Annotated in this window: 19 protein-coding genes; 5 read left to right on the top strand and 14 right to left on the bottom strand. The window is 39.0% G+C overall.

What is annotated here, in order from left to right; genetic code table 11:
• Positions 1-35: 35 nt before the first annotated feature.
• A complete protein-coding gene (locus KV40_RS23335) occupies positions 36-899 on the bottom strand; it encodes a DUF6671 family protein (RefSeq protein ID WP_036486537.1) in 864 nt (287 codons plus the stop codon).
• Positions 900-1,124: 225 nt separating this feature from the next.
• Here KV40_RS23335 and KV40_RS23340 point away from each other — a divergent pair, with 225 nt between their 5' ends.
• Entirely contained in the window at positions 1,125-1,358 is a 234-nt protein-coding gene (locus KV40_RS23340) for a hypothetical protein (RefSeq protein WP_156114140.1), read from the top strand.
• 77 nt (positions 1,359-1,435) lie between these two features.
• Here KV40_RS23340 and KV40_RS23345 read toward each other — a convergent pair whose 3' ends face one another.
• The 11 genes from KV40_RS23345 to KV40_RS23395 form a co-directional block, all read right to left on the bottom strand.
• Complete coding sequence (locus tag KV40_RS23345) at positions 1,436-4,087, bottom strand: S-layer family protein (RefSeq protein WP_052055873.1); 2,652 nt, start codon at positions 4,085-4,087, stop codon at positions 1,436-1,438.
• Between the two features lie 517 nt (positions 4,088-4,604).
• Positions 4,605-5,075 carry a hypothetical protein gene (locus tag KV40_RS23350; RefSeq protein ID WP_156114141.1) on the bottom strand — a complete coding sequence of 157 codons (471 nt, stop codon included), beginning with the start codon at positions 5,073-5,075 and terminating at the stop codon, positions 4,605-4,607.
• 42 nt (positions 5,076-5,117) lie between these two features.
• Entirely contained in the window at positions 5,118-5,801 is a 684-nt protein-coding gene (locus tag KV40_RS23355) for a hypothetical protein (RefSeq protein ID WP_036486540.1), read from the bottom strand.
• Positions 5,802-6,334: 533 nt separating this feature from the next.
• On the bottom strand, positions 6,335-6,535 hold the full coding sequence (locus KV40_RS23360; protein WP_156114142.1) for a hypothetical protein: 201 nt from the start codon (positions 6,533-6,535) through the stop codon (positions 6,335-6,337).
• A 174-nt stretch (positions 6,536-6,709) separates the two neighbouring features.
• Complete coding sequence (locus KV40_RS35190; RefSeq protein WP_156114143.1) at positions 6,710-7,039, bottom strand: hypothetical protein; 330 nt, start codon at positions 7,037-7,039, stop codon at positions 6,710-6,712.
• Positions 7,040-7,416: 377 nt separating this feature from the next.
• Positions 7,417-7,881 (bottom strand): type II toxin-antitoxin system VapC family toxin, encoded by a 465-nt coding sequence (locus tag KV40_RS23370; RefSeq protein ID WP_253274365.1) that lies wholly within the window; start codon positions 7,879-7,881, stop codon positions 7,417-7,419.
• A complete protein-coding gene (locus KV40_RS23375; RefSeq protein ID WP_036486548.1) occupies positions 7,859-8,110 on the bottom strand; it encodes a type II toxin-antitoxin system VapB family antitoxin in 252 nt (83 codons plus the stop codon). The genes KV40_RS23370 and KV40_RS23375 overlap by 23 nt, the downstream gene beginning before the upstream one ends.
• Before the next feature lie 459 nt (positions 8,111-8,569).
• Positions 8,570-9,781, bottom strand: coding sequence for a hypothetical protein (locus KV40_RS23380; RefSeq protein ID WP_036486550.1), 1,212 nt, complete (start codon positions 9,779-9,781; stop codon positions 8,570-8,572).
• Between the two features lie 84 nt (positions 9,782-9,865).
• The gene (locus KV40_RS32475) at positions 9,866-12,751 is read right to left on the bottom strand and encodes a phage/plasmid primase, P4 family (protein WP_052055874.1); all 2,886 of its coding nucleotides are present in this window, start codon (positions 12,749-12,751) and stop codon (positions 9,866-9,868) included.
• Positions 12,752-12,900: 149 nt separating this feature from the next.
• A complete protein-coding gene (gene ltrA, locus KV40_RS23390; protein WP_036484395.1) occupies positions 12,901-14,607 on the bottom strand; it encodes a group II intron reverse transcriptase/maturase in 1,707 nt (568 codons plus the stop codon).
• 785 nt (positions 14,608-15,392) lie between these two features.
• On the bottom strand, positions 15,393-15,638 hold the full coding sequence (locus KV40_RS23395; protein ID WP_036486552.1) for a helix-turn-helix transcriptional regulator: 246 nt from the start codon (positions 15,636-15,638) through the stop codon (positions 15,393-15,395).
• Positions 15,639-15,981: 343 nt separating this feature from the next.
• On the opposite strand from KV40_RS23395, the gene KV40_RS23400 reads away from it, so the two are divergent.
• From KV40_RS23400 to KV40_RS23410, 3 genes are all read left to right on the top strand, one after another.
• Positions 15,982-16,689, top strand: a complete 708-nt coding sequence (locus tag KV40_RS23400; protein WP_156114144.1) for a hypothetical protein — start codon at positions 15,982-15,984, stop codon at positions 16,687-16,689.
• Between the two features lie 162 nt (positions 16,690-16,851).
• A complete protein-coding gene (locus tag KV40_RS23405; RefSeq protein WP_036486556.1) occupies positions 16,852-17,154 on the top strand; it encodes a hypothetical protein in 303 nt (100 codons plus the stop codon).
• Positions 17,155-17,386: 232 nt separating this feature from the next.
• Entirely contained in the window at positions 17,387-18,190 is an 804-nt protein-coding gene (locus KV40_RS23410) for a cold shock domain-containing protein (protein ID WP_036486558.1), read from the top strand.
• Between the two features lie 337 nt (positions 18,191-18,527).
• Here KV40_RS23410 and KV40_RS23415 read toward each other — a convergent pair whose 3' ends face one another.
• Positions 18,528-21,572 (bottom strand): hypothetical protein, encoded by a 3,045-nt coding sequence (locus tag KV40_RS23415; RefSeq protein ID WP_172657329.1) that lies wholly within the window; start codon positions 21,570-21,572, stop codon positions 18,528-18,530.
• A 271-nt stretch (positions 21,573-21,843) separates the two neighbouring features.
• Positions 21,844-22,458, bottom strand: a complete 615-nt coding sequence (locus KV40_RS23420; RefSeq protein ID WP_036486562.1) for a tyrosine-type recombinase/integrase — start codon at positions 22,456-22,458, stop codon at positions 21,844-21,846.
• Positions 22,459-22,616: 158 nt separating this feature from the next.
• Here KV40_RS23420 and KV40_RS23425 point away from each other — a divergent pair, with 158 nt between their 5' ends.
• Entirely contained in the window at positions 22,617-25,589 is a 2,973-nt protein-coding gene (locus tag KV40_RS23425; RefSeq protein WP_036486564.1) for a Tn3 family transposase, read from the top strand.
• Positions 25,590-25,647: the final 58 nt, after the last annotated feature.

The raw sequence follows: 25,647 nt of genomic DNA on the forward strand, positions 1-25,647 counted from the left end.
TTGTTTAAACTAACAATAATGTAATTCATTAAATACTAAGGGTTGCAGTATGAACAATTACCAGGCTCGGCAAATTTTTTACCTTGGGGATACATTTTAGTTTCTTGAAATTGGCATTTTTGACATTGATATATTTCAGCTAAGGTTAAGTTAGTAGGAGTATGACACCAACAACATATCAAACCTTGTTTTCGTTCGATGAGATCGAATCCTGGACAAGAACATTGAGGGCATAATTGACCAATTTTTTGAATCAAATTCAAGGTAGCTTGGGCAATTACCTGCATACGAGTGGGATCGAACATTGCTCGCATATCAGTTTCCAGGTAAACTGTATCTTGGGATTTTTTTTGTAGAAGATAATTGACTATTTGAATTAAAGTTTCTGTTTGATTTATTCCTTTAAAAATTTCTTCTTGCTTCTGGGTATAGGGGTCAGACATGACTACTAAACCATGCTCGGGAAAGCCCACTTCTTGAGCAAATACCAAGGCTTCTGCGCTACTTTTTATATATCGATGATTATAATTACTTTTGATTGATAGTTCTTCTCCTACTATTTCTAGATTATTAGCACGATCTAATAATAAAATTAATTCCCGATCGCAGCCGATAAAAGGAAAGCTGGGATGGGGATAAAATGCCCCTTCACTAGCTATAGCTAGAGTCTCTCCTGTCAGTTTTAAAACTGCTTCTGCTTTATGTCGTGCTGCTTCTAATTGATTACCTGCTCTGGGAATATCCCTAGTAAATGTCCCAAAGCGATCGCTATTAAAATTAGCTGGTACTATTACTTTAACTCCAAATTCTCGTGCAAAAAGTGGAGCAATTACTTGTTCTTTTTGATGCTTGGTTGCCAAGACGGCAGTGCGATTAATCAACCAAGAATGTTGGCTCATTGTCTATGTTATCGTATGTGTCTTTAATCGTTGCCATACCCCAAAAAAAAGCGATCGCATTGCAGTACGATCGCTCGATATTTATGGAGCAAAAACTTTTTAGCGATACTAAATAAAAGATTTGTAGTATTTTAGTATTAAGTGTTAAATGATTAACTGTATTTTTGTTATAGGCTTTAGTCTATACAATATTATYTGCCATAGTYATTATTCTATATACAAATTTTGCAGATCACAACTATTGGTATATTGGCAGTTTTTATAACGGTGATTAAGGGGTTCAACCGAGATATATACTTTTACTACTGGTCCAAAGAAGCAGCTACAGAAGGAGGAAAAGTGATTCCTGGTACGAAGACAGACGAATTTATTCAAGCAACCGAGATACCAGTATATGTTCCCTTGAGCGGACGAACAATGGAGTTTGACCGCTYTGGGAAGTGCATTACTGGTTGTTGAGATTTCTCTCAATTGCAAGCTTACTTTTAGGGATTACTACTATCTGGATTTTCTATTGCCTTTATTTTTCAAAACCTTCAAGAGCTCATCGTTGTAAAATCATCAAGAGTAATTTCAGTAGCGCGTATTCCTACCAAAGATGCTAGCGTTTCCTTAGTCTCGGATACGCTAATTGTAGTCTTGTCCTGATTCGTTCCAATTTTAATATGCTCGAATTCTAAACCATCAGCTAGCACTAATGAGTCTATACCATCTTGAAAATCAAAAATAGTATCTATTCCTTGTCCCTTTCTCAGCACGAATCTGTCTTTTCCAGTGCCGCCAAACAGACCGTCATTACCTTCACCACCGTCTAGTAGGTCATTACCCGCATCACCATCTAGCAAACGATCGTTACCATTGCCACCTCGTAGCACATCATCTCCAGAACGACCGAGCAGAATATCGTTTCCTCCCTGAGCGTTGATTACATCATCAGAATTTTTCAAGCCACTAGTTATATTGTCTAAGTCATTGAGAAAAGTAACTGTATTAGGACGAAATACTCTGCTAGGTTTTTGAGCAGCATTGACGACATCGAAACTATCTCTGATTTCCTGTTGCCCGTCAAAAAGAATGTTACCAAGACCCGAAGGTAGGTTATCTAACTGTTCGAAATTAAAATCCGACAGAACAAGTGTCGTATTTTCTACTCCTTCAAACGTAATTTCGAGAGCCTTGTTTTTTTGAGTGAGAATTAAATTTTTGGCAGTAAGCCTATCGCCGACAAACTGTATTGTATCTACTTCATTGATAATCTCTTGAGGTGGATTAATGCCTTTTCCTACGCCGCCAAAATCAGTAATGGTGTCAGTACCATCTCCTGCGTTAATAATAAAAGTATCCTGACTACCATTGCCTATGATGGTGTCATTGCCTACCAAACCATTAATCGTATCGTTACTGAACGTGCCGATAAGAGAATCATTGCCAGCAGTTCCGACAATGTCTTCAGTCGGTGTTGAGAAGCCGAAGACTACATATGTCTCTCCAGTCTGGTTATTGCCGTCAAGATCGGCAAAAGGCGCACCAATAATTAGGTCATCTATACCATCGTCATTAACATCACCTGCACTGCTTACAGAATACCCCGAGCGATCGCCATTATCAAAGGTTTCTCTGTCTCCTTTTTCAATGCCCTCTAAAATTATGCCGTCATTACTATTAAGAACGTCTACATCGATCGTCCCTTCGCTGCCAACTTCATCACTACCAAACACGACATAACTCGTACCAGAACCACTACCTGGATAAAAATAGCCATTCATGTTGAATGCTCCACCATCGGGAGCACCAATAATTAGATCGTCAAAACCATCGCCGTTAACATCTCCAGCATTACTTACCGCCCTACCTAAGAGATTGCCTTCTTCACTACTTTCTAGAGTAAAACCATTACTGCCATCAAGTGCATTAGGGTGTAAAACGCCGCTATCTTCAAATTCATTTCCACCAAATATGACGTAGCCCTTTCCCGACTCTGTGAGGCTGGTTCCTCCACGTGAAACTGCACTAAAAGCCGCACCGATAAATAGATCGTCAAAACTGTCGCCGTTGACATCTCCCGCATTGCTAACTGAAAAACCAAAATAGATTTCACCGAAATAGTTTATGGAGGAATCAGAGTATATATTGGCAGCATCTAGAACCAAGCCATTATTGCCGTCGATGGCATCTACAGCGAACGCTCCACCGCTGCCTAGATTACTGCCGCCGAACACCACATAAGTTTCTCCTTCACCGCCACCAGAACCATCATATCTAGCAATACCAGGTGCGCCAATAATCAGATCGTCAAAGCCATCGCCGTTGACATCCCCCGCACCGCTAACTGAAAATCCAAAGCGGTCTAAATCGTAATTAATTTCAATTCTACTAGCAAATTTATTGGTGCCATCAATTCCTTGAAGCACAAAGCCATTGCTGCCATTGAGTGAACCTAGATTTATCTTACTATCGCTGCCTAGATTACTGCCGCCGAACACTACATAGCTCTCTCCATTGTTGAGATATTCGTCGTCAACATAATCATAGGAATTACTGGCAGAATTATAAGTTGTTGCTATGCCAGTAGCGTTAGGTGCGCCAATAATTAAATCGTCGAAGCCATCACCGTTGACATCGCCTGCATTACTAACAGAACGACCAGAATTATCATCTGGGTCGACACCATTAATTACAAAGCCATTACTACCATCTAGAATTTCTAATTTTAGATTGCCGCTACTGCCAATTTCTGTCCCTCCAAAAACTACATAGCTTTTTCCTTCTCCACCAGTATCGTTCGAGTAGTCATAGGTTCCTGGTGCGCCAATAATGATGTCTTCGATACCATCACCATTGACATCCCCTGCACTGCTAACTGAAGTACCAAAGCGATCGCCATTGTTTCCTTCTAAAACAAAACCGTTACTACCATCTAAAGAGCTTAAGTCGATACCATCGTCACTACCGATACTGCTACTGCCAAAGACAACGTAGCTTTCCCCGCCAGTAGTGTATCGATTATAATTGCCTACAACTGTTCGTTCACCAGCATCAGGTGCACCAATGATAATGTCATCGATGCCGTCGCCGTTGACATCTCCTGCATTGCTAACTGAAGTACCAGAGCGATCGCCATCGCCTATACCATTAATTACAAAGCCGTTGCTGCCATCTAGATCTGAAAGATTGATAGATGTGCTCATAAATCTCTCCCGATTGCTTTTATTTTGAAGTCAACTATTACTACACTGAATATACAAAAGACTACTTTTATATCTATCAAAAAAAGCGGTTATTTGTAAATACACCTAATTAGATTTGTTAAGACATACCGAGCAGCCGTAGCGTAAGCGGAACGTAACCGTAAGTATAAGCCTTACTTCCTGGCTTATTACTCTCAATTCTTGTCAATCGCTCCTACCAACAATTTAGTCTTTAATAACGCAAATTTCCTACAAATCATAACACCCAGACTGAGTTACAGTCTGGGTGCGAATTTAATATAAGCTAGCTTTTTGCCGTAGACAGCTAGCGGTATTTATAATAAGAGTTTTTATTGATTCAATTTTAGACTTAGACTTTCTACCTGAAAAGTGATTTTCCTCGCTCTAAGATAAAATTCATCTTCTCTTGATGATTCGTTTACAAGTAGTTAGTTTTGCCGCTCAAACTTTGGCGATTAGTGCAAGCCAGTGTCGGGGGCGATCGCATTTATCTTGATTAATTTAAAGCCCGATACGTACCAAGCTTGACTCTTTCCCATTCCGTTCCCAAATAACTATCCCTTCCTAACACATTGCCGATCGCTTGACGTATTTTAGTTACTCGATCTTTTGACCAGTTTGATTGTTGTTTTTTGGAATAGAGATAATCGATGATGTCCTGTGATGTAAACACATCAAGTTTATGCTCTGCTAAAAATCCTTTTACCGTCTTCAGCAAAGTTACTTTCAACTTACTCGACGGTGGTAAATTGTAGAGCTTTTTACGCTGTGTACTTTTAACTGCTTTTGATTTAGTTGATGAAGTTTTGTCTCGTTTTGGTTCGACTTGGTTAATCTCAGAGATTACCTTGCCATTAGAATCTACATCGTCGTTAGGAGAAGTAGAATTGGTTACTTCGCTTTCATCGAGCGGAAATGCTGAGGTTCCCTCAGCATATTCCACGCTCGTTCTTTGAACTATCGGCAATTTAGATTTGTTCTCATTGGATACATAGCAAGAGCGATTGCGCTACGCGCACTGGCAAAGCCAATCGTAAACATCTAATTGACAATAGCCTTGCTCTATAGCTTGGTCTAGATACAGCTTTACCGCTTCTACGCTCAGTTGTAAGTTTAGTTTTGAGTTTAGTGTCTTCTGTATGTAACTCAGATGCAGTGTTTTATTAGCTTCTGACTTAAATATTTCCTCAATCGCTACGGTTCTTGATAATTCTAGAAATCTAGCCACCGAATCTAATTCTCGCTCTGAATTATCCGTTTCACTTTGAGAGTCAGTAGAGTCGATAGGTGAACCAAAGTCAAACTTTATCATTTCAGGCTCATCATCTGGAAAATCTTCTTCACTTTTTACTCCGTTTGTCCCGTTCGCTGTTTCTGGCTGCCCTTCAAGTAGATTCAATCCTTTTCTTTTTCTTCTTCGGCGCAGAAATGTTGATTCATCTTCGGAGGGGTTACAAAAGAACGAAGCTTCTTTACTTGACAACCCCTCTCTAACCTCAGAACTAGCTAGGCGATAATTTTCTCGATTATCTAAATCTTGTAGTAATACCTCGATTTTTTCTTGGTGTTCCTTAGCTTCCATCGCCTTAGCCAAATAATATTCATGTTCGTCTTGGTAATGGTCTTGTAATCTTTCTAAGCTTTCAATCGCTTTTAGTAACTCTTCTGACAACATTATTGATTTCTCCGACATTGAGATAATTTACCATTACAATCGTTTCCGTAGCTCGGACAACATACTGCGTAGCTCATTCTTTCTACAACACGGTCACATCCTTTACAGACGAACTTGTACTCTCGTTCGTACATTTTCCGTTCGTGTTCTTTGACTGTGTACTTTCTATAGTGTTCTGTCTTTGTTGCTTGAACTGTTTTTTCCCGACTCATTTGGCTCTAACTTGTTTTAAAAGGTTGTACTTTATTCTGGCTAATTTTAACGATTTGGAAGCAGTGAAAAACGACTGTGATGGATAAATTCAAAACTTCCTTAAATTTTTGTCTAGCTATAAAAATGCAGTGTTACTTTGGCTAAAGTAACACTGCTAATTGTAAGTTTTTAAATTTGCCGTCACATCAATCACATCCATAACTGACAAGGTTTCTAGCTATTGCGATTCCATCATACTTATCACTGTAGTTAAAACTTATTTATTTTATGTATACTACAAAACAAGTAGCTTATTCTGCTGCTCATAATGTCCCTTGATTAGAGCTTTTTACAGGTTCTTACTTCAAATATTTTGGTGCTTGAGTTGTGCTATTTCCAATCTGTTCGATCGTCTCAAAGCAGTTATTCTCTGGTCTAAATTTAGCTTTTACTCGCACGAAATAACGGGGCATCTGCTGCTTTTTCTCAAGGTCTGGATCGTATTTAAACGCTGCCACTGATGAATCCGCCCAATCTACAGGAATGTAATTCGGCTTCAATATCTGCCTAGCTTTCTTAGTCCCAACTCTTTCTACTGTTTGAGCTAATTTGTCACTGTAATTTCTCAACACTGCAATAACTGGAGACTCAAAGAAAGGTACATACTGCCAAAACCCCGACAGATAAAACTCACGAAGTCAGAGGCAGCTCCGTCGTTTGCAGAGCCTATCGGCTCAAAGCCGCCTTGCGGCGTTTGCGCGGACGCGCTGCGCGGAGTCTCTCTGACCTGCTGCTAAATCCTGAAAAATACTGGTTCTGGCTTCTTCTGTGTTCGCGACCGTTACCAAATTAAAATCTACTTTGTAACCTTCTTGTTTTTTGTTATAGCTAATTTGAGGATACACTGATAACTTTTTAGTGCTGCTGCCCTGAAACTTGATTTCTTCTATCAACGCTTTGTATCTTTGCTTTGATTTAGCAGTGTAGCCCAAACGGTATGTTTGCCCTTCTATGGTAACTGTAAGTTGTTCCTCGTTTTTAACCGCTACTAGACCTTCAAGCACTCCGATCGCTTGAAAAATACTATTAGATTCGGGATTTTGAGAGGTTTTAAGTTGGGTTTTGCTTGTATTTTCGGCTTTTAAATTAGATGATRAACTGTTCTTGGGACTAGAGACTTTATTGCCCCGYWCTTGTTTCTGTGCTTTATTTYTCGTYGAAGSARGCRAAGARGWTTTATTCACCATCAYTGAYACCCAATAAAGTAAAGTAATTTTTCTTACTCTATCGAATTTTTTSRKCAWWGGCGTTGCGGAAGCATACGCAAGTCMTAGAYTCAGCCATGCSSYMWGSYTWWYSSCMWTYYTTTTKKMRWYTTTYTWWYTWYWARRWYYYSAAMSSYCYYCMAMMAMMAWYYSRMCSSCYYSRWWWTYYTTTTTTATTAGCAGCAATCGATATCAGTTTGGCTGAAGTCGTTGCCTTTAAACAATAAAGGTTCTCCAGTATGTTTGGCTAAAGCATAAGAAAAACAGTCCCCGTAATTAAGTCCTGCCAGCCTCTGGAGAGGCTCGCCTTTCGCTTTGCGAAAGTCGGTGCGCTCCAGCGCACGCCGTCCTTTACCATATTGTCGATAAGCACGGCGGGCAATCTCTAACTGCTCTGCATCAAAGGGATAGATATGTATAGCTGCTTTGAGTAAAAAGAAGTCTAGTTCTCGGTACGCTTCTTCCCCATAGCGGTTTTCCAAAACAATGCTAGTTTCGAGAACCGAAGCGGTGGAAATAAGACGACGCGAAGCTGCTGCTATTTGGCGATTGAAATCGGGGCGTTCTGGTTCGTCACAAAAAATCGCTATTAACGCTGAGGAGTCAATTACCATTACGCTAAGGCAGTCCTGTTTCGTCATAGCCGATTATTGTTTCGGGCGAACGAGAATCCAATACGGGTAAAGCAGCACAWCGCTGGGCAATAGCATCGAGTTCTTCAGCCAGAGAATAGGAAGAAYGARAAGTTTTCAAACGCTCTAACCGTTCTTTGACTGCTACAAAGACAGCTTCAGTAATAGWCTCACCCGTCAATTCGGCTAGCTGACGAACYAAAGCATCTGTTTTGTTGTCTTTAATACTAAGAGGCATTTTTCCACCTTATACCTTTATTTCTATATTATAGAATTAATCGAAAAAGGGGTATATTAGCTTCACCTGCTGCTAGAGCTACATTTCCTTTAGCGAATTCTTTATTAATGGCGTTGCGAAGCTATGCGCCCTGGCTTATCGCGCTTATCTAGTTCGATAACCGTGACGGTAAATAACAAAACTCTTTTATATTTATCCAGTTATAAAAATGCAGTTCTATTTCGGTACGAATGGTATCACGCTAATTATGAGTTTTTAAATTTGCCGTCACATCCGTCACGTTTATAACTAGCATGGTTTTCAGCCATTCAGCTTCAGTCACACCCTTCACTGTACTCAAAACTTAGTTACTGCATATATACTACAAAACAGACAGCTTATACTGCTGCTTCAACTGCCACTTGATTAACATTTGGAATAAATTTTTACTCAAGGTTTGAGGTACACGAAGTTTTCCAGCTACAGCGACATCTTCTCCCAAGCTAACTCTAGTATCTCCAGGGGATAACTAGGATAGCCATCGCTAGAGAATGTTTGAACCTGTAGTTGTTGTGCCGTCTTCCTAGTTAAGTTCAAAAAATATAAGAACTGGTCGCGCTCTAACCATCGGTTTCTCAACTTTAAATATTGACCGCAGTTAAGATAATCGCTGGTCGAAGAACGTGATGAGGACTCAGTATTAGTCCGAGCTTGTCTATTAGCCGAAGAAAACTGCTCGAAATTACCATAATAGTCAGGATAAATAAATTTGTGCTTCCACAACGTTTGGTTCTGTCTGAGAGATAATGTCCAGTTATCTTTGTCGGTTGCTTCTGCCCGCTCGACAAACAAACCGACCAAATGAAACAAGACATCATCAACTAAATCGGTTTTTCGCGCCGTCTTCTTGTAAGATATTCTTTCCAACTCACAGATACACCACAAATCGTTCTTGTTTAACTTAGAAAGATCGACTTGATGAATAATGCGAAAAATATGGCGATGAATTGCTACGATTCTTTCTCTTACTAGCCATTGACTTCGGAACACGATTTCTAGTTCGGTGTCAAAATAGGCATAGTAACATCGTTTGAAAATACGGAACTCTACGCTATAATCTCGACTAAAAGTATCTTTGCTGCCAAACTTGTTCCAATAACTCTTTGGTACGTAACCCAACCAAGTTTCAAAGTTTCGTTCTTTAGCGGTTGATTTCGACTCGGAATTATTGCCAGAACCCGAAGCGTTTTTTTGCCTCTGGTTTACCGACCCGTATTTTCTCCACCAAGAATCAGCCGTTCCCTGGCGGTTGCCGCCAGGGCTTGCAGCTGACCGTTGGTCAAAATCTGATGAAGTTTTAGCTTTTGACTCTGACTGCTGGCTCTGATTTGAGCGTGCTGTGTAATTAGTTTTCCAAAGATTAGTTACTCTCACCGTACCATCTTTGGTACTGATAATTGTCTGAGCTATTTGTGTAGCAACTTTGGTGTCTAAATTGCTGACATCTGGATGAAAAACTTTTAATAGCGATAAATACTTCTTTTTATCTAAAGTTGGGTTAACGAATATGCCTCGATTTATCGGTTTAATAGCATTTGAACTGGTATCTTGCGTCCCGTCTAGATATTGAATTAACTTAACTTGTTCGAGATTTATAGCAATAGCAATTTGTCTACCTCGGTCGTTCCACATCTTTTTGTAGCCCGAATTAAATTAATTAGCTAGCTTACTAATTTAGCGTAGATAAATTAGCGTTGGTTGCTATTTATTGTTGCTTTATGTTACTTTATGCCGCTTTAGCCGACTAATTTCTACCAACTCATCTACCAGTTCTAACGCCACCATATTACCCTCAATGGCTAACACCTGAAATGGTTGCGCCCACGACCAATGCCCTGGACAATCCTTTACCATCACGCGATCGCCGATGCTTATTTCTTCATTTACATCACTCTCTCTAGCCGTTTCTTCAGCTTCTACATCAAAATCTTCTTCTGCTCGATTGTCTTCGGCAGTCTCTAAGTTACTATTTTCTTCATTAACATCTTCATCCATTAAGCAGTCGATCGCTTTAACCACCTTTTCCATCACCAAATTCCAGAGTTTATTAACCACATTTGTACTACTAGAGTCTGCTTTGGTTTTTTTTGAACCATTAGTAATCAATGGTGGTTCATCATCTGTTGCATCGCGAAGTCTCAACCCTCTAATAAAAGAGCCTAAGCGATCGCGTCCCTTCTCTACATTCAATCTCAACTGATTATTTAACAAGTCGGATAGTAAATTTACAAACCTCCGTAACCCGATCGCGCGACTACCAGTATCGTGACAATACTCTGCATAGTTGGGATACAGCCATTCGTCATTGTGCAAATACCAGTTATCAGAGTTACTATCTTTATCTCTCTTAGCTACCCCGATATTAGTCCTCGCTTCAGGGTCTAAGATTACCTTGTTATCTAACCAATCAGCGATGGGATTAGTTTCTACCAATGTCTGTGCTTTCATCGCTAATAGAGATGGTACGGCAGTTTCATAGTTTTTGATAATGTTAGTAGCTTCTGCTTCGTTCATCTCCAGAACCCAATTCAGCAGTCCTGGTAGATAGGGAACAAATTCACCAAACATTTCTCCGTTACGATGTTCGATTAGGTTCTTCTGGCGATCGCTCTCTATTCGATTAAACATCGGTATGGAAATTCTTCTTCTTTCTAGTCCTGAAGTATAGTCACTACTCTGAATTACTTCATTAGTCGCCACAATGGTCATTGCTTGAGGAGTAAAGCCACCGCTACTCTGTTTGTATTTAACTTCGTATGGTAAGGTATCCTGTCCAGTTAAGCCTTTGAGCTTACTAACTTCTCCTGCATACCGTTCCGAATCGTTAATTAACACCAAACGCTTGCCAGCAACCGAAGCGGTTTCAAACTTTTCCCCCTCTAGTTTCTTGAGCGTAGTGGTATGAGTGTTCTCACTCCCGACAAGAGCGATCGCCAGTCTAGTGAAAGTGGATTTTCCTGTTCCTCCAGGTCCTATTAATTCCAGATATTTCTGCCAATCGCTTCTTCCTGTTACTACACCTCTTAAATAAGCTCTCATTAGCTGGACTAGATCCTCGTCACCCCTACACATTTGGTTTAGCCATTGCTGTATTGGGTAGCAGGTCAACAGATGGTTATAGCTATATGGCAGACACCAAGTTAACTTATGTTCGGGGGCATGGGGTAACAGCTTTTTAGTTTCTAAGTTTAAAACCCCATTTCGCAGTGGTAGCAATCCTGTAGCTTCATCCCAACAACGGACTGCTAGATCCATTTTTAACAGTCCGACTACACCATTGATAAAACTAATAGTGAAGCTTGGTTTTTTTCCTTTTGGATTTGACTGAGTTATTTTAATGGCGATCGCTTCTAATTCTAACTTTACTAACTGCCCGACAAATTCTGTAGGTTCGATGCTCCAGATTCCTGACATTACAGAGCTATATCGATACCATTGTTGTAACTCCGTATTCCAGGCTAACTGCGATCGATACTTGGATGCTAGCCATAAAGCCAAATCCGACTGTGACCAGTTAGGAACTTCGTTCGGGGAAAGGGAAAAAGGCGAAAGGTCAAAGGGTTCTTCACTCCTTTTTTCCCTTTCCCTTTGCCCTTTTTTCCTACACTCTACCCCCTCTATTGCTGTTTCTAACTTAGCTATTAGTTCTTCCGACTTTAAATCGGGATGAGCTTGTACCCAATCCGCCAGATCTCCTTTCTCTGGTATTTCTGCCCAGATATCTTTAGGACTGAGAACCAGACAGGGAAAGTCAGCTTCAACTGCTGCTGATTCCACTAGGCTGGCTTTTTTTCTTCCTGCTTCATCATTGTCGGGGAAGTAAACCAAACCCTCTGCACCAGCTTTTTTGAGAGCTTTTATAGTTGAAGCAATTGCGTTTTTATTCCAATTGGAACCCTGCCAAGTTATTGTAGCGATCGCCTTGGCTCTTGCTGCTTCAACACACTGCTCTCCCTCTACTGCTAATACCCACTTATTACGGCAATGGGCAGCAACTTCTTGTTGTCGATAAGCATTCCAGTCTTTTGACCCTCTTTTCCACCGTACTAATCCGTTTGAGCTAATGTGTGCCTGTCTAAAGGTTTTTTCCCTTCCTTTGTCGGTTTGCCATTGAAAACGTGACACCCACTGCGTTTTTGAGTAGTGGTAACGGGTTTCAGTAGCGATCGCTGGTATTCCCTGTTTCTGTAGCCATTGAGGAACTTCTATATCTGTATTCTGTTGTGGCGTATCTTCGGATGCTTTTGGTAGTCTGGCTAAAAGCTTTTGCTTTAGGGGAAAGGGGAAAGGGTCAAGGTTAAAGGAATTTTTACCCTTGTCTTGGTGCGCGTTCCCTTGCAGAGGAAACCTCTGCGGGGTCGCACCGCTTTTTCCTTTTTGCCTTTCACCTTCCACCTCTTTCCAAGGGCGAATAGCTTCTCTAATATCCTTAACTTCGCACCCACACTTGAAAGCTTGGTACTTGCCAGTTTTCTTCTTAATCTTAAAACCACCGTCCCCGCATACAGGGCATTTACAGTGGTATTCAGAACCTGTTTCTTTGACTATTTCGAGGCGGTCTATGTAATCCAGAATCTTAAAAGGCGAGATAAATCCAATCATGCTACACCTCCTTGATTCAGACAGTTTTTTGAGTGCTGTACCGAATTAGAGATGCACTTTTGCAGCACTTCTCGTGTCGAGTAGAGAGGAATACGTCGCCGTATCCTCCCCCTCTAAGAACCGTGCTTGACTGTTTCCAATCACACGGCTCAAGCTATCTTTGACTTAGCTCGTTTACCATGTATTTGTCTGTGACATTTTTGGTGTACGTGAACAAGGTTATATTCCTCGTCGCTTCCTCCATATGCCACTTCTTGTTTATGGTGTGTCTCTATCAACTCTTGATTAAACAAGTGTTGTTTACAAACGGGGCATTTCCAGTTTTGCAATTCTGCAATCCTGTAGAGCTTAGACCCCTTGGCATAATGATTCTTGCCTATTTTGGTCTTTCTCTTTTCCCAGTATTCTCTCAGTTGGGGGTCATCTGGGGAGGCATCACTTTTTACTTTGACATGACGGATGATTGGTATGGTAGCCAATCTAAGGATAAACTTGGTTGTATCTTCGCCCTGTCTGTTTTTAGTATCCGCTTTAAATACCCATTTGTTCCCTTTTATTCTGCCAAAATATTTGGGAATTACCCATTTCATGCCTTTGTTTGGATGTCTCCTTTTGCTCCATTTAATTAGCTTTTTGACTAATTTGTAATCAAAGTCTGCAAAGGTTTTTTTACTGACTCCATGTTTGTAGTAGTTTCCCCAACCTCTCAGTATTGGATTTAGGACATCTATAACCGCTTCAGGTTTAGCGTTTGGATGTTTTTTTAACCATATTTTAATCTGGTTGAGTTTTTCCTTTACCTTTTCCTTCTGAGGTTTAACAATGCACTTCCCATTGAATCTTCTGATATTAAACCCTAAGAAGTTAAAACCCTCGTTAATATGTCTAACTTGAGTTTTTTCTTCGCTGAGGCATAGACCTCTGTGGGCTAACCATTCTTGAATCTTTGGGATAATAGCCTCTATTTGTTCTCTGGTTTGGGCTGTAACGATAAAGTCATCCGCATAACGGATAAATCCGTAAATTCTGCGTTCTTTTCCTCTTTTAGATTTGCCGTATATTTTTGTTTCGGTAATCTTTGAGAGCCAATTGTCCATCCCATCCAGTGCAATATTTGCAAGTAGAGGGCTTAAATTGCCACCTTGTGGTGTTCCTTTATCCGTCCTGTTGAGGACTTGAGATTCTACGTATCCTGCTTTAAGCCATTGTTTAATAAACTCTCTGCCTGGAGTAAACTCTAGGTTTTTGAGAATAAACTCATGACTAATGTTGTCGAACGCCCCTTTGATGTCCGCATCTAATATCCAGTTGTCTATCGACCCTTTTCTGAATCTGTAGAAACATCCTTCAATTGCGTCATGACATCCCCTTCCAGGACGGAATCCAAAAGAATTACTTTCAAATCTTGCCTCCCAGCTTGGTTCCAGGGCATTTTTTATAATGGCTTGTGCCACTCGGTCATTAATGGTAGGTATGCCTAAAGGACGTTTTTTCCCGTTTGATTTGGGTATGTATATCCTCTTGGTGGGTTTTATTTTCCATACTTGGAAGTCCCAGTTATTTACCAATTTGACTCTTTGTTTTGGGGTTTTAGCCAAGTATCCATCGATACCTGGGGTATTTTTCCCTTTATTAGCTTCGGTGACTCGGCTAACTGACAACATTAAATTGGAGTAGCTGCGTAGCATTAGTTTCATCAGGCTTCTGACCCGATTCCACTGTTTGAGCTTTGTCGCACGATATATTCTCTGTCTTAGGTTCTTAACCTTTTTCATCACCTTTTTCCAGTCAATTTCTGACCAGTTGGTGAGTTTGGTTCTTCTAGCTCCGATGTCCGATTGGACTCTATCTTTCACTATGGGTTCAGTTCCTTTACAAAGTGTCTATCGTTGATAACCTATTGGAATTTAGCACTCTTTCAAGTGGAGCAAATCTAGAACTCCTATCTACCCGCTTATTTGTTCGCGTTGCCTTTCGGCTGGTAGCTTTCGCTTTTTCCGTATCCTTTACCCTCTAGGTGGTTCCGTCTTTCTTACGTCCGACCTACTCATAAATGAGAACCTATAGGGCTTACCGCAGTTTCACATGATTAAGATACAGTTGGGGAGGGTTTTGTCTATATTCCGACGGGGCAGTGTTTCATCGTTATCAAGATATTTTGACCTAATAACCAGCCCGCTTACCATTTTGGTCAGGGTGTATCAACCTCATTTCACCCACTTTAATTAACGGAACCTCATCGACAATTCATTTACATTAACCCTTCCAACTTTTCCCTAGCCCTAGCTGGATAGAGGTTATCCACCTTCGGATACATTCATGGTCTGCATTCCATTGAGTTCATTATTTACTTTCAATGTGACCAGAGTACGAGACTCCTTTACGTGGGAATAGTAGGATGAAATCTACTAGAAATCCATAACCTCAGTCATGAAATTTTCACTTAAATCAAGCGACTTACTGCGTCGCACAAAATAGAACTAATCATTTATTCCCCCTTTGGGATATGGTTTGACCTAAAGCGATCGCACACTCTGCCAAGAAATCTGCGGTCGCTTTTTGCTTTTTGTCTCGATTATTAATAATTTAGTCTTGATTAAGGTTCCAAATTTCTGAACTCAAAATCAACTCAAAAATTAATTTAATCATCAAAGTCAATGCCAAAATCGGCATTTAAAACTTTTTCTATCTTTTTGATCGTATCTTCCGCTACACCTCCTAATACAGCTTCAGCTTCCAACTGATACCAATAGTTGCGAGAAATTCCGACTGTTTTTGCCAACTCTGTGACTGGACGATCGTCAGCTTCTCTTGCTTTTTTTATTTGATATCCCAATCCTGGAATATCAACTTCTTGTTTGACAATTCGCCTGACTTTCACAGTCATAATTTTAAATTCCAACTCTATTAGTATATGGTAACTGTCAACTAAACAGTTGACAACTGTTAATTAACAAGTTTACAATAAAATTATTAGGAAACAACAGCACATTGCAAGCCTGAAGTTAACCAAAGTGCCATAATTCAACAACTCAACAGCACCACGAAAAACCAATAAAACTCTTTTTGGGAAATAATCGTAGCGGATTTAAATTTAACCGCACAACGAAGTTTACCAGCAGAAGATTTTTTTTTAGTTAGCTATCGCTAAAAATTTAATGAACACAAAGGAGAGCAGAACTTTGGACGGTACTTGCTCTCCTTGTCACCTACTATTACGAGGTAATCTCATGATGACATACACAGCAGAAAAATTACCACTCTCAGCACTAACTGTAGACGAAAAGATTCTCGTCACTATCGAATTCGCACCGAACATTCATCCTACAGAAACCGAAGAATACAATTACCAACCAAAATTCAGATTTCATGATGAGGTAATTAACAAATTTAATCCCTCCAAAACGCTTACTATCTGTGGAATGGAATTAATAGAAAGTAAAACATCATCGGGCAAACTCCTAAACCAACCCCGTTGGAAATACAAAGTTGATGATGGTAGCTGGTACGAAGAATCGGTTTTAATCCGCCAATCCGACACCTGTGCTAAATGCACTTACTTCCAAGATTACAACGACGAAAGAGGTAGGGGTTGGTGTCACCTATTTGACGACGCTACCAGAAAACATCATCAACGCACCCATGACTGCGATCTTAACTCTGAATCCAGATCGCTTCTTGCTCTCCCATATCCTGAATACGATTATGGGGATATGGTTAAAGTCGTTGACTCTGACGAAGACCACACTGAATGGGCAGTATTTGAGGTTATTGAGAAAAAGCATAACCCTCAGTGTTATTCCTCTCCTGAGCGTTACTTCAACGAATCCGAATGGTACTATCTCTTATCTCCTTCGTTAGAGGCAGAATGGGTTGCGGAGAATGAACTCTGCCATGCCGATGTATCTCATGCAGTTGCAACTGAAGAACTATTTTAGGGCAAAGGGTAAAGGGTAAAGGGCAAAGGAATGAACAAATTAAAGCAATTAGAAGCACTCTGAAATAGTTAATAGTTGTCCTACCTTTTTTACCCTTTTACCTTTTTACCCTTTTTCTCAAGCAGACTACCCTTCGCTACACACATACCTTCAACTATTGATATGTCTCAACTACAGTATCTTTCTATTGAGGTTAAAACTCTTGCCAATCCTGATGTTGACCTCAAAACCCTTCCGACGATTACTATTTATCATGACTCTCAAAACAATTATTTTCTAACTTTAGATCCTGAAAAACTTAAAGATGCAGTTTTAGGCATGGTTCCCCATCTTGGTACTAATTGCCGTTATCCTCTTCTTTTTTCGGTTCGGCTTCTACCTGGAACTGAAACTGATTCTGTTGTCGCTTCTAAAACTTCTTCTAAACGTAGACGACGACGCTCTAGGGTTAATACACAACCATAGTCGATCGTTGTTTGGACGATCTCTTAAACTTACTACCTTTTTCCCTTATCTTAGTGCGCGTTCACTTGCAGACGCTTACTTTAGATTATTACTTCTACAAAAGTACCAAAGTCACTATACAAATAGTTGGGCTTCTTTGAAAGTTTTACTCGTAAGCAGGGAATTCTTATTTGTAGCTTAGTATATACGCCGCAGCAATTTCCCTTCGCGGTAGGTGAGTGGTATTGGTTTTATGACAATAGACTTTGGTAATATTAAAAACTATAATGCTGACAGAGGATTTGGGTTTGTCGGTCGTACTTTTTTCGATCCTGACAGAAAAGTTTTCTTTCATATTAAAAAGATCAAGAAAAAACATCCAGAGTTAGCTCAAAAATTGGACAACAAAGAAGCTTTTAATACAGTCAATTTCTGGTATGAACTTGAAACCACTGAAAAAGGCGAACAAGTTAGTAAACTTTGGCTAAAGGCAGACAATATTCCTCAAAGCTATACACATGAATTATGTGATTTGATCGAAAAAGTAGAAAGTATCTGGAGAAATGTAGTCTCTCAAAAACCTAGTTGGCTTGACCTTGTAACAATAGACTTAGTTGGAAATAGTCGTAAACATGAACTAAGTATTGAACGAGATAATTTGGAGGCTCAACATAAAGCGGTAAAGGAGGAGCAGCGAAAAAAGGCAGAGGCTTTACGTCAACGTGAAATTACAAGAATAGCTGAAGAGCACTGCTTAGAAGAAACAAAAGCTATTGAATTACATCAACTTATTACAGAGATGCGCCCTTTAGGTTTTACAAATAGTAAGCAACTCTCAAACTATATTGTAAGACATCAACTTGGTTATAGGTATCCAAATATCTCAGGTATTGTAATTATGGAAGATGGAGGTGAGGAATGGGAATTTCCTGGCGGATTTCCTACAAAGATTTACACAATTATTTGTAGGGAACTCAATTTAGATAACCAGAGGACGAGTGCTAGAGTAAAAAATTTTGAATCATTTCACGAAATCTATTTAAGAAATCAAGAGTAACGAAAAACTTAATCGACATCAGATAGGACTAGACAGAAATAAGTAAATCCTTTTTTTAAAACAAACTTACAGGAAACTATAGTGTATTTGAAAGGCAAGTATTGTCAACTTAGTCTTTTTATCACCAACTCAGACTTGCGCTTGTGTTTATTCTCAATCATATTTGCTATTAAGCGATCGTACTAACTTTTAATCATCTCTAAAATCGGGCAATCGCCCGATTTTAAAGCTAGCTTTTTCGCATTGCTCCCATTACAAACACCAGCATATTTTGATTTTGAGTACTTAAGTAATCTAAAAACACTGTGACCTAGATCTAGTTTCTATTCTCAAAAAACTAAGATTCCAAATAAATTTTTCTCATCCATCCCATGAGATTTTCAATCAGATTTGGTGAACTCGGTGAAAACTGCTTTAGTTTACTAGCAGGTTGGTCTGTGATAACGCAAATTGCACCTTCAAAGGTATTCAAAGGATCTAGTATACTTTGTCTAAATCCTGTCCATTCTGTTTCTGACGCAGTTGAATCGTAAAATACCAAGACCATTAGTTTTTCAGTATTGCGTTGTAGCGAATGCCAATAAGACTTAAGCAATAGCATAGTTTCAAGTTCACCATTATCTCTTTCAGAACAACCATACTTAAGCATTTGGTCATAAATCTCAACAGCAGGATTATCGCGATCGCTTATCTGACTTTGATTAATGCAAATTATTTGAATGTGGTTATTAAGAACGCCATCTTTATTAATTGAACTTTTAAGTTGAAGAGGCAGGTTCTCTAAATTTAAATTTAATGTATATAAGTTAGCACCAATACCAGTAAAGTCAGACATTTCTGGATGAATTACAGTAGTAGTGTTGTGCCAAGCCCGATGAAATTCAGGATATGACATATTTTGAGCGCAGTGCCACAGTATTTCATCTAAATAATACTCCTCTTTGACTATTAAATAATTTTTTATTGTACTGACAATATAAAAAGTACGATTTGGTTTAATGTTTTTAATCAGAGCTTTTTTTATATTAAATTCTACACTGCCATTACTTTCAACAATTTGTTTTAGCAAATAGTCTACAACTTTTAGACTACCGTAACCAATTTTCTCCAAACTATTTATAACGCGACTTCTAATATTTCTTTCTTTGTTATTGCTTAAAACTTTAATTAAAATGTCGATTGCCAATGAGTTATCTAAAGATATTTTTCCTAAAGTTTGAGCAATTATACAGCAAATTTCTGGTTGTTCAATATTTTCTAATAAATTAGTTAAAATAGTAATTACTTCAGCGTTACCAGTTTTGTTTCCAACACCTTCTAAAAGCCAAAGAATAGTTTTAAGTTTATGTTTATACAAATTAATCTCAAGGCTGTTTTTGTTTTGGTAAGTTTGCAATATTTGAATTAGCGACTCAATTGTTTTGGGATTTTGAATAAATATTTTATATATCCTGTTTTTTTCAATATCAGTACTAAAGTCTTCTTGTATGTACGTACACCAATCAATTAAGAAATTTATTACTTCTAAGTTATTAGGATTTATTTTCAGAATTTCTAAAGCAGCAACATAACGAACATCCCTATCTTGATGATTTTGGAATAAATTACCTAAAACATTAAATATTTCTTGAGAAGAATTAGTTTCAGCTTGCCTTAAAATAATTTGTGTACAAACATAATTATTACAGTTATTTTCAATTAGCTTGATTAGATTTTCAAATACGCTTTCATTTCGATCTGAAATTTTCCAAAATTCAGTAATAATTTTAGATATATCGTTTCTTTCAGAGCTATTTTTAGGACGAACATTTTTTAAGTGTTCAAATAAGTAATTAATTGCTTGATAATGTTTTAAATCAATTTTGATTAATTCTAAGGAAATTTCAATTTTAATTGCTTCATTTTGAAATCTATCCAAAGACTGGTCTAAAATATCAAAAGCTTTCTGATTTTTGGGTTCGAGTTTTAGTAGAGCTTTAGCTGTTTTATAACATAACAATCGATCGTTAGAATGATCGATTACTTCTGAAAGAAATCGAAGAGCTTCTTTATTTTGCGGAGAAACTGAATTTAACCATTTTAAGATTTTTAGATACAAGTCATATTCAAAGTTATTCTCTGCTTCAGACTTTAAAATATCGATCAGAAGTTCAACTACCTCTCCATCGCCTACTACAATATCAACTAAAGTATCTCCTGCTACTTCAAATACCTTAGCGGCTAATTCTAATTTTTTAGTTAATCCAATTTTCTCTTTAAGAATTCTTTCTTCTATTATTGTCGAATTTTCTAATGAGCTTAACTTATTGTGATATTCTCTGATTTTAATATTTGCTTTATATCCAGTATTGAGAAAATTTAAAATTGCTTTAATAATACCTGAATTGCTGACCTCAATCCTACTAAATGGTAGCCACTCCGTTATCTCTAAAAACTCGTTATTAATACTACATTCACCTTGTTCATCCCAAACAATAATATTATCAATCCAATGAATTATTTTTTCAATAACATAAGAATGTTGTGGCTCAAATTCATTTAAGCACCAAAAAAGACTGGAAAATATGTGTTCATGTTCTTGATATTGATAAAAATCGTCTACATCACCTAAAGAGAATATTTTATTTAATAAAGCTGTTGCTACATCCGAATAATTTGCTTCTTTTAGTGCTTTTTTAGCTGTTATTCTAATATAGTAGAAAAAGGTTTTCCATTTTCTAGTTTTAAAATTAAAATGACCGAAACTTAATTCAACAATTTTTTCAATAATTTGTTTTTTTAAACTACAATCTAGAAACTCAGCAGTAGCAGCACCAGCGAGAAAATACGCTGTAGCAAAAAAGTAAGCTTGATTGCCATATAATTCTGTGCATTCATCACCAAACTTTACCAAAGCTTTGATTAAGTTTTCTTTTTGCTCTACAGAAACATTCTCTCGTCCTAACCAAAGCAATGTTATTTCTTTCCAATGCGGTTCAAAAATGCGGTAAGTGCCTTTAGTGGGATTGGTAGGTACGTGGTTTAAGAAAAAATGCCAGTTATCGATCGCACAGGCAGCAAAATATTCTTCAAAAGTAGGATGATAAAAAGCATAGACTTTTTCAGTAGGATTTTCTGCTGCTACACCCACCTGATTGAGCCAGCCCAAATTTTGCGCTACCTCAAACAAAGATTCTTCTAAATACTGACCAATAAAAGTTTCTTTTAACCTAAACCGCGATTCGTTTCTATCTATTGCCTGTAGTGCTAGCTTTCCTAAAGCAATATTTAGTTCGGTTTGGGTAAATCTTTTTCTGACTTTCCTCTGATTCCAATCATAAAAAGAGCTAACAAACCCCTGGTATAATTCTGCCTTAGTTGTAGGAAGCCGCTCTTGGCTCAAACTATTCTGTTTATGCCAGGAATAACATAGCAACATCAGACGTAGAGGATTTTTGATTAAATCGTTAATTCGTTCATTTCCTGGTTGTTTGAGAAGCGATCGCAAGTTTTCTCCCTTTTGAGGCTCGTTCTTTTCGAACCATTTACTGATAAACTCGTCAAGGGGAAGAGCCGAGATACGTGCAAAATAGTGCAAGATAGGCTTTAAATCCTTACTCTGCCTGAGTTATAGCTAATAATACAAATCAACTATCGAATCTAAAATATGATAACTAATCAGTCCAAAAACTCTCGAATCTAGAAGGATTTAGCTGGGTGTAGCGAACGGTATGCTGAATATTTCGATGTCCCAAATAATCCTGAATCGCTCTGGTATCCTGTCCATTAGTTGCCAGATAATAACCACAGGCATGGCGTAACTGATGGGGATGAACTCTACCTTCGATTCCTGCCAATTTTCCTGCCCTGGCAACAATATGACGAACCGAACGAGTAGACAGAGGTGCTTTTCTTTCGGAAACAAAGACATACTGTGTATCGGGATAATCTTTCTTCAATTGTCTCAAAGCTCTTAACTCAGGAGAACGAAGGGGATGTACGCTATGATGACCGTGTTTAACTCTTTGAACCTCTAGATAACCAGAAGTTAGATCTAGTCTCGACCATTTAAGAGCGACTAATTCTGCCGTCCGCAGACCGTGACGAAACATCAACAGAATCATTGCAGCATCTCTGACTCTATTCCTGCCGACACTTTTGGCAGCTTTCATCAAAGCCTGAACCTCTGATGGTCGCAAATATTCCCTTTCTCCTTTCGAGGATTGTTTGACAGGAGGGAAATTTTTAAACTTTGCCGAAAAAGAACCTGGAGCAGTTACTTGTAGCATAGGTTGATACCTCATGCTGCGGTCTATGTCTTAATGATACTTTGCCGAGAATGATGTCTTTTAAGCAAAGTAATGTTTCGTAGCACGAATAAAGATCAAAGCAATGCTGTAATCTCAATAAGAATTGTTAGTCGAGTTTATCTGCGGAGGCGATCGATATTACCGTAATTAGTCGAACTGCTTATCCTCAGTTCAAACGTTATCCATCTAACAAAGAACTACACGAACTTTATACCCCAACGGTCGAAGAAATAAAATTTGTTACCAGTCGTACCAGAAGCAAAACAGGACTGTTGGGCTTAATGGTAATGCTTAAATCCTTCCAAAGATTGGGCTATTTCACTCATCCAGAATTAGTCCCTCAGCCAATTATTATTCACTTACGCACTTGTCTAGAATTAGATGATCGAGTCTCTCCTGTTCCTTCCTTACGGTCGATTCGCTACTATCAAGAAGCTATCAGAGAATATTTGAACATCAGTCCCTATGATAATCGAGGTCAAGAATTAGCAGCGATCGCTATTAGAGATGCAGCCTTTGTCAGAGATCATCCCGCAGATTTAATTAACGTAGCCATTGAAGAGTTAGTAAGACAACGCTACGAATTACCAGCCTTTAGCACTTTAGATCGTTTAGCCTGTCATATTCGCTCGATTGTAAATACCCGTTTATTCAAGCGAGTAGCCCGCAAACTATCCCCCACTGATAGGCAGAACATAGATGGCTTGCTAGTTCCCGATACTGTTGAGAATACTAATGCCAATCTCAACCTCCTCAAATCCCCTCCCAAAAGTCATAAACTCAAGTACATCAAAGAACTACAGGATAAGTTCGATACCATGATGCTGGTGGGAGATGCCCAAAAATTACTCTCATTTATCCCTGCGACCAAAGTTAAATCCTTTGCTGCACTAGCCAGAACTCTAGATATTTCTGAATTTAACGATTTTAGGCTGCCCAAACGCCGAACTTTACTGTTGTGCTTGCTCTACCAAGCTCAAGTGAAAACTCGCGACCACATGGTAGAGATGTTTCTCAAACGGATTAAAAAAATCCACAACAATGCCAAAACCAAGTTGGAGTATTTAAGAGAGAAATATCTCAATCAAACCCAGACTATGTTGGAAATGTTTGGCGAGATTCTGGTTTTCTCCGAGAAATCCCCAAGCTATACTCAATTGGGAAAGCAGGTACAGGGCTTGTTAGACAATAATGGCGGAACTCCTTTACTACTAGAACAATACTCGGAAATTGCCTCTGTTAATACCAAAGACCATTTTCCCTTACTCTGGTCGTTTTATTCCCCCTATCGTAAGGCATTATTTGACTTGGTAAGATCCTTAGAAATTTGCTCTACTTCCAACGAACAGTCAGTCATCGAAGCAGTACGGTTTGTTCTAGACAACCAGCACAAAAGAAGTAAACTTCTCAAAGCCAATTTAGACTTAAGTTTTATCGGCGAACAATGGCTAAAGCTCGTAGTTGTAGAAGTTAATGGCGAAGAATTGTTGGTGCGCCGTCAGTTAGAGATTTGTATTTTTTCCTATTTAGCTCAAGAACTCAAGACGGGAGATGCTTGTGTCATAGGTTCGGAGAACTATGCTGATTTTCGCCAACAATTATTACCCTGGTCGGAATGCGAACCAAAAATCGCCGAATACTGTTCTTCCTTGGGCATTCCCGATACCCCAGAAGAATTTGTCTCCCAACTGCAAGAGCGACTTACTACAGTAGCTCGCGAAGTAGATCTTATTTGCTCAAAGGGCGACCAGATAACCATTAATGAAGAGGGTATTCCCGTTCTCAAAAGAATTACCGCTCAAGATAAACCCGACGGTACAGAAGCTTTGTTTAACGCCATTCGAGAACGTTTGCCCCAGCGTAGCGTGCTAGATGTTCTCTGTAATGTAGAACATTGGCTAAATTGGACGAGACATTTTGGTCCTTTATCGGGCAGCGAACCTAAATTATTAAACCCTCAAGAAAGGTATATCCTGACAGCATTTGGTTATGGATGCAATATTGGTCCTAATGAGATGGCACGTCACGTCCGAGGAAAAGTAACTTCTCATATGCTTTCTTATACCAATCGCCGTCACGTTACCAGTTCTTATTTAGAAGCTGCGATTAAAGATATCATCAATGCCTATAACCGCCTTAGTCTTCCCAAATGTTGGGGTAGCGGAAAAAAAGCAGCAGCCGATGGAAGCAAATTTGAAATCTATGAAAATAACCTGATGAGCGAGTGTCATATTCGCTATGGGGGTTACGGCGGAATCGCTTACCATCACGTTTCCGATACTTACATTGCCCTGTTTACTCACTTCATTGCCTGTGGAGTTTGGGAGGCAGTTTATATCCTCGATGGGTTGCTGAAAAACACTTCTGATATTCAACCCGACACCCTCCACGCAGATACCCAAGGACAATCTTCTACCGTTTTTGCCCTTTCTCACCTATTGGGGATTAAATTGATGCCCAGGATTCGTAATTGGCAGGATTTAGATTTTCTCCGTCCCCATAAGGACGAAGTTTACGATTATATCGAGCCTCTATTCGATGATGTTGCTGAATGGAAGTTAATTCAGACTCATTGGCAAGACCTGATGCGGGTTGTACTGTCAATTAAAGCAGGAAAACTTTTACCTTCAACGGTTTTAAGGAAATTGGGTAGTTATAGTCGGAAGAATAGATTGTATCAGGCTTTTCGGGCTTTAGGGAAAGTCATACGCACCATGTATCTTCTGCGATTTATTTCCGATCGCGCTTTGCGACGAGAGGTTACTGCCTGTACTAATATCGTTGAGAGCTATCATCATTTTTTAGATTGGCTGTTCTTTGGCAAAGACGGCGTAATTACAGACAATGACCCCGTAGAACAAGAGAAGCGACTAAAGTATCTAGATTTGGTAGCTAGCGCGGTAATTCTCCAGAATACGGTAGATATGACTGGGGTAATTCGTTCTTTGAGTGCAGAAGGATTCAAGATTAATCGTCGGATGTTGGCAACTATGAGTCCTTATATCAACCGCAATCTCAAGCGATACGGGGACTACGTGGTGGATTTGAAGAACATTCCCCAACCATTTGAGGTGGCGATTAACCTGCCAGCTAGTATTTTTGAAACTTAAGCAGAGTAAAGGTTAAAGGGCTATCTTGCACTATTTTACACGTATCTCGGCTCTTCCC

It is taken from the genome of Myxosarcina sp. GI1 (assembly GCF_000756305.1).
GTDB lineage: Bacteria > Cyanobacteriota > Cyanobacteriia > Cyanobacteriales > Xenococcaceae > Myxosarcina.

Coding starts and splice junctions, on each gene's coding strand:
- KV40_RS23335 (WP_036486537.1), bottom strand. CDS start 899: ATGAGCCAACATTCTTGGTTGATTAATCGCACTGCCGTCTTGGCAACC.
- KV40_RS23345 (WP_052055873.1), bottom strand. CDS start 4,087: ATGAGCACATCTATCAATCTTTCAGATCTAGATGGCAGCAACGGCTTT.
- KV40_RS23355 (WP_036486540.1), bottom strand. CDS start 5,801: ATGTCGGAGAAATCAATAATGTTGTCAGAAGAGTTACTAAAAGCGATT.
- KV40_RS23370 (WP_253274365.1), bottom strand. CDS start 7,881: ATGACGAAACAGGACTGCCTTAGCGTAATGGTAATTGACTCCTCAGCG.
- KV40_RS23380 (WP_036486550.1), bottom strand. CDS start 9,781: ATGTGGAACGACCGAGGTAGACAAATTGCTATTGCTATAAATCTCGAA.
- KV40_RS32475 (WP_052055874.1), bottom strand. CDS start 12,751: ATGATTGGATTTATCTCGCCTTTTAAGATTCTGGATTACATAGACCGC.
- KV40_RS23395 (WP_036486552.1), bottom strand. CDS start 15,638: ATGACTGTGAAAGTCAGGCGAATTGTCAAACAAGAAGTTGATATTCCA.
- KV40_RS23400 (WP_156114144.1), top strand. CDS start 15,982: ATGATGACATACACAGCAGAAAAATTACCACTCTCAGCACTAACTGTA.
- KV40_RS23405 (WP_036486556.1), top strand. CDS start 16,852: ATGTCTCAACTACAGTATCTTTCTATTGAGGTTAAAACTCTTGCCAAT.
- KV40_RS23410 (WP_036486558.1), top strand. CDS start 17,387: ATGACAATAGACTTTGGTAATATTAAAAACTATAATGCTGACAGAGGA.
- KV40_RS23420 (WP_036486562.1), bottom strand. CDS start 22,458: ATGCTACAAGTAACTGCTCCAGGTTCTTTTTCGGCAAAGTTTAAAAAT.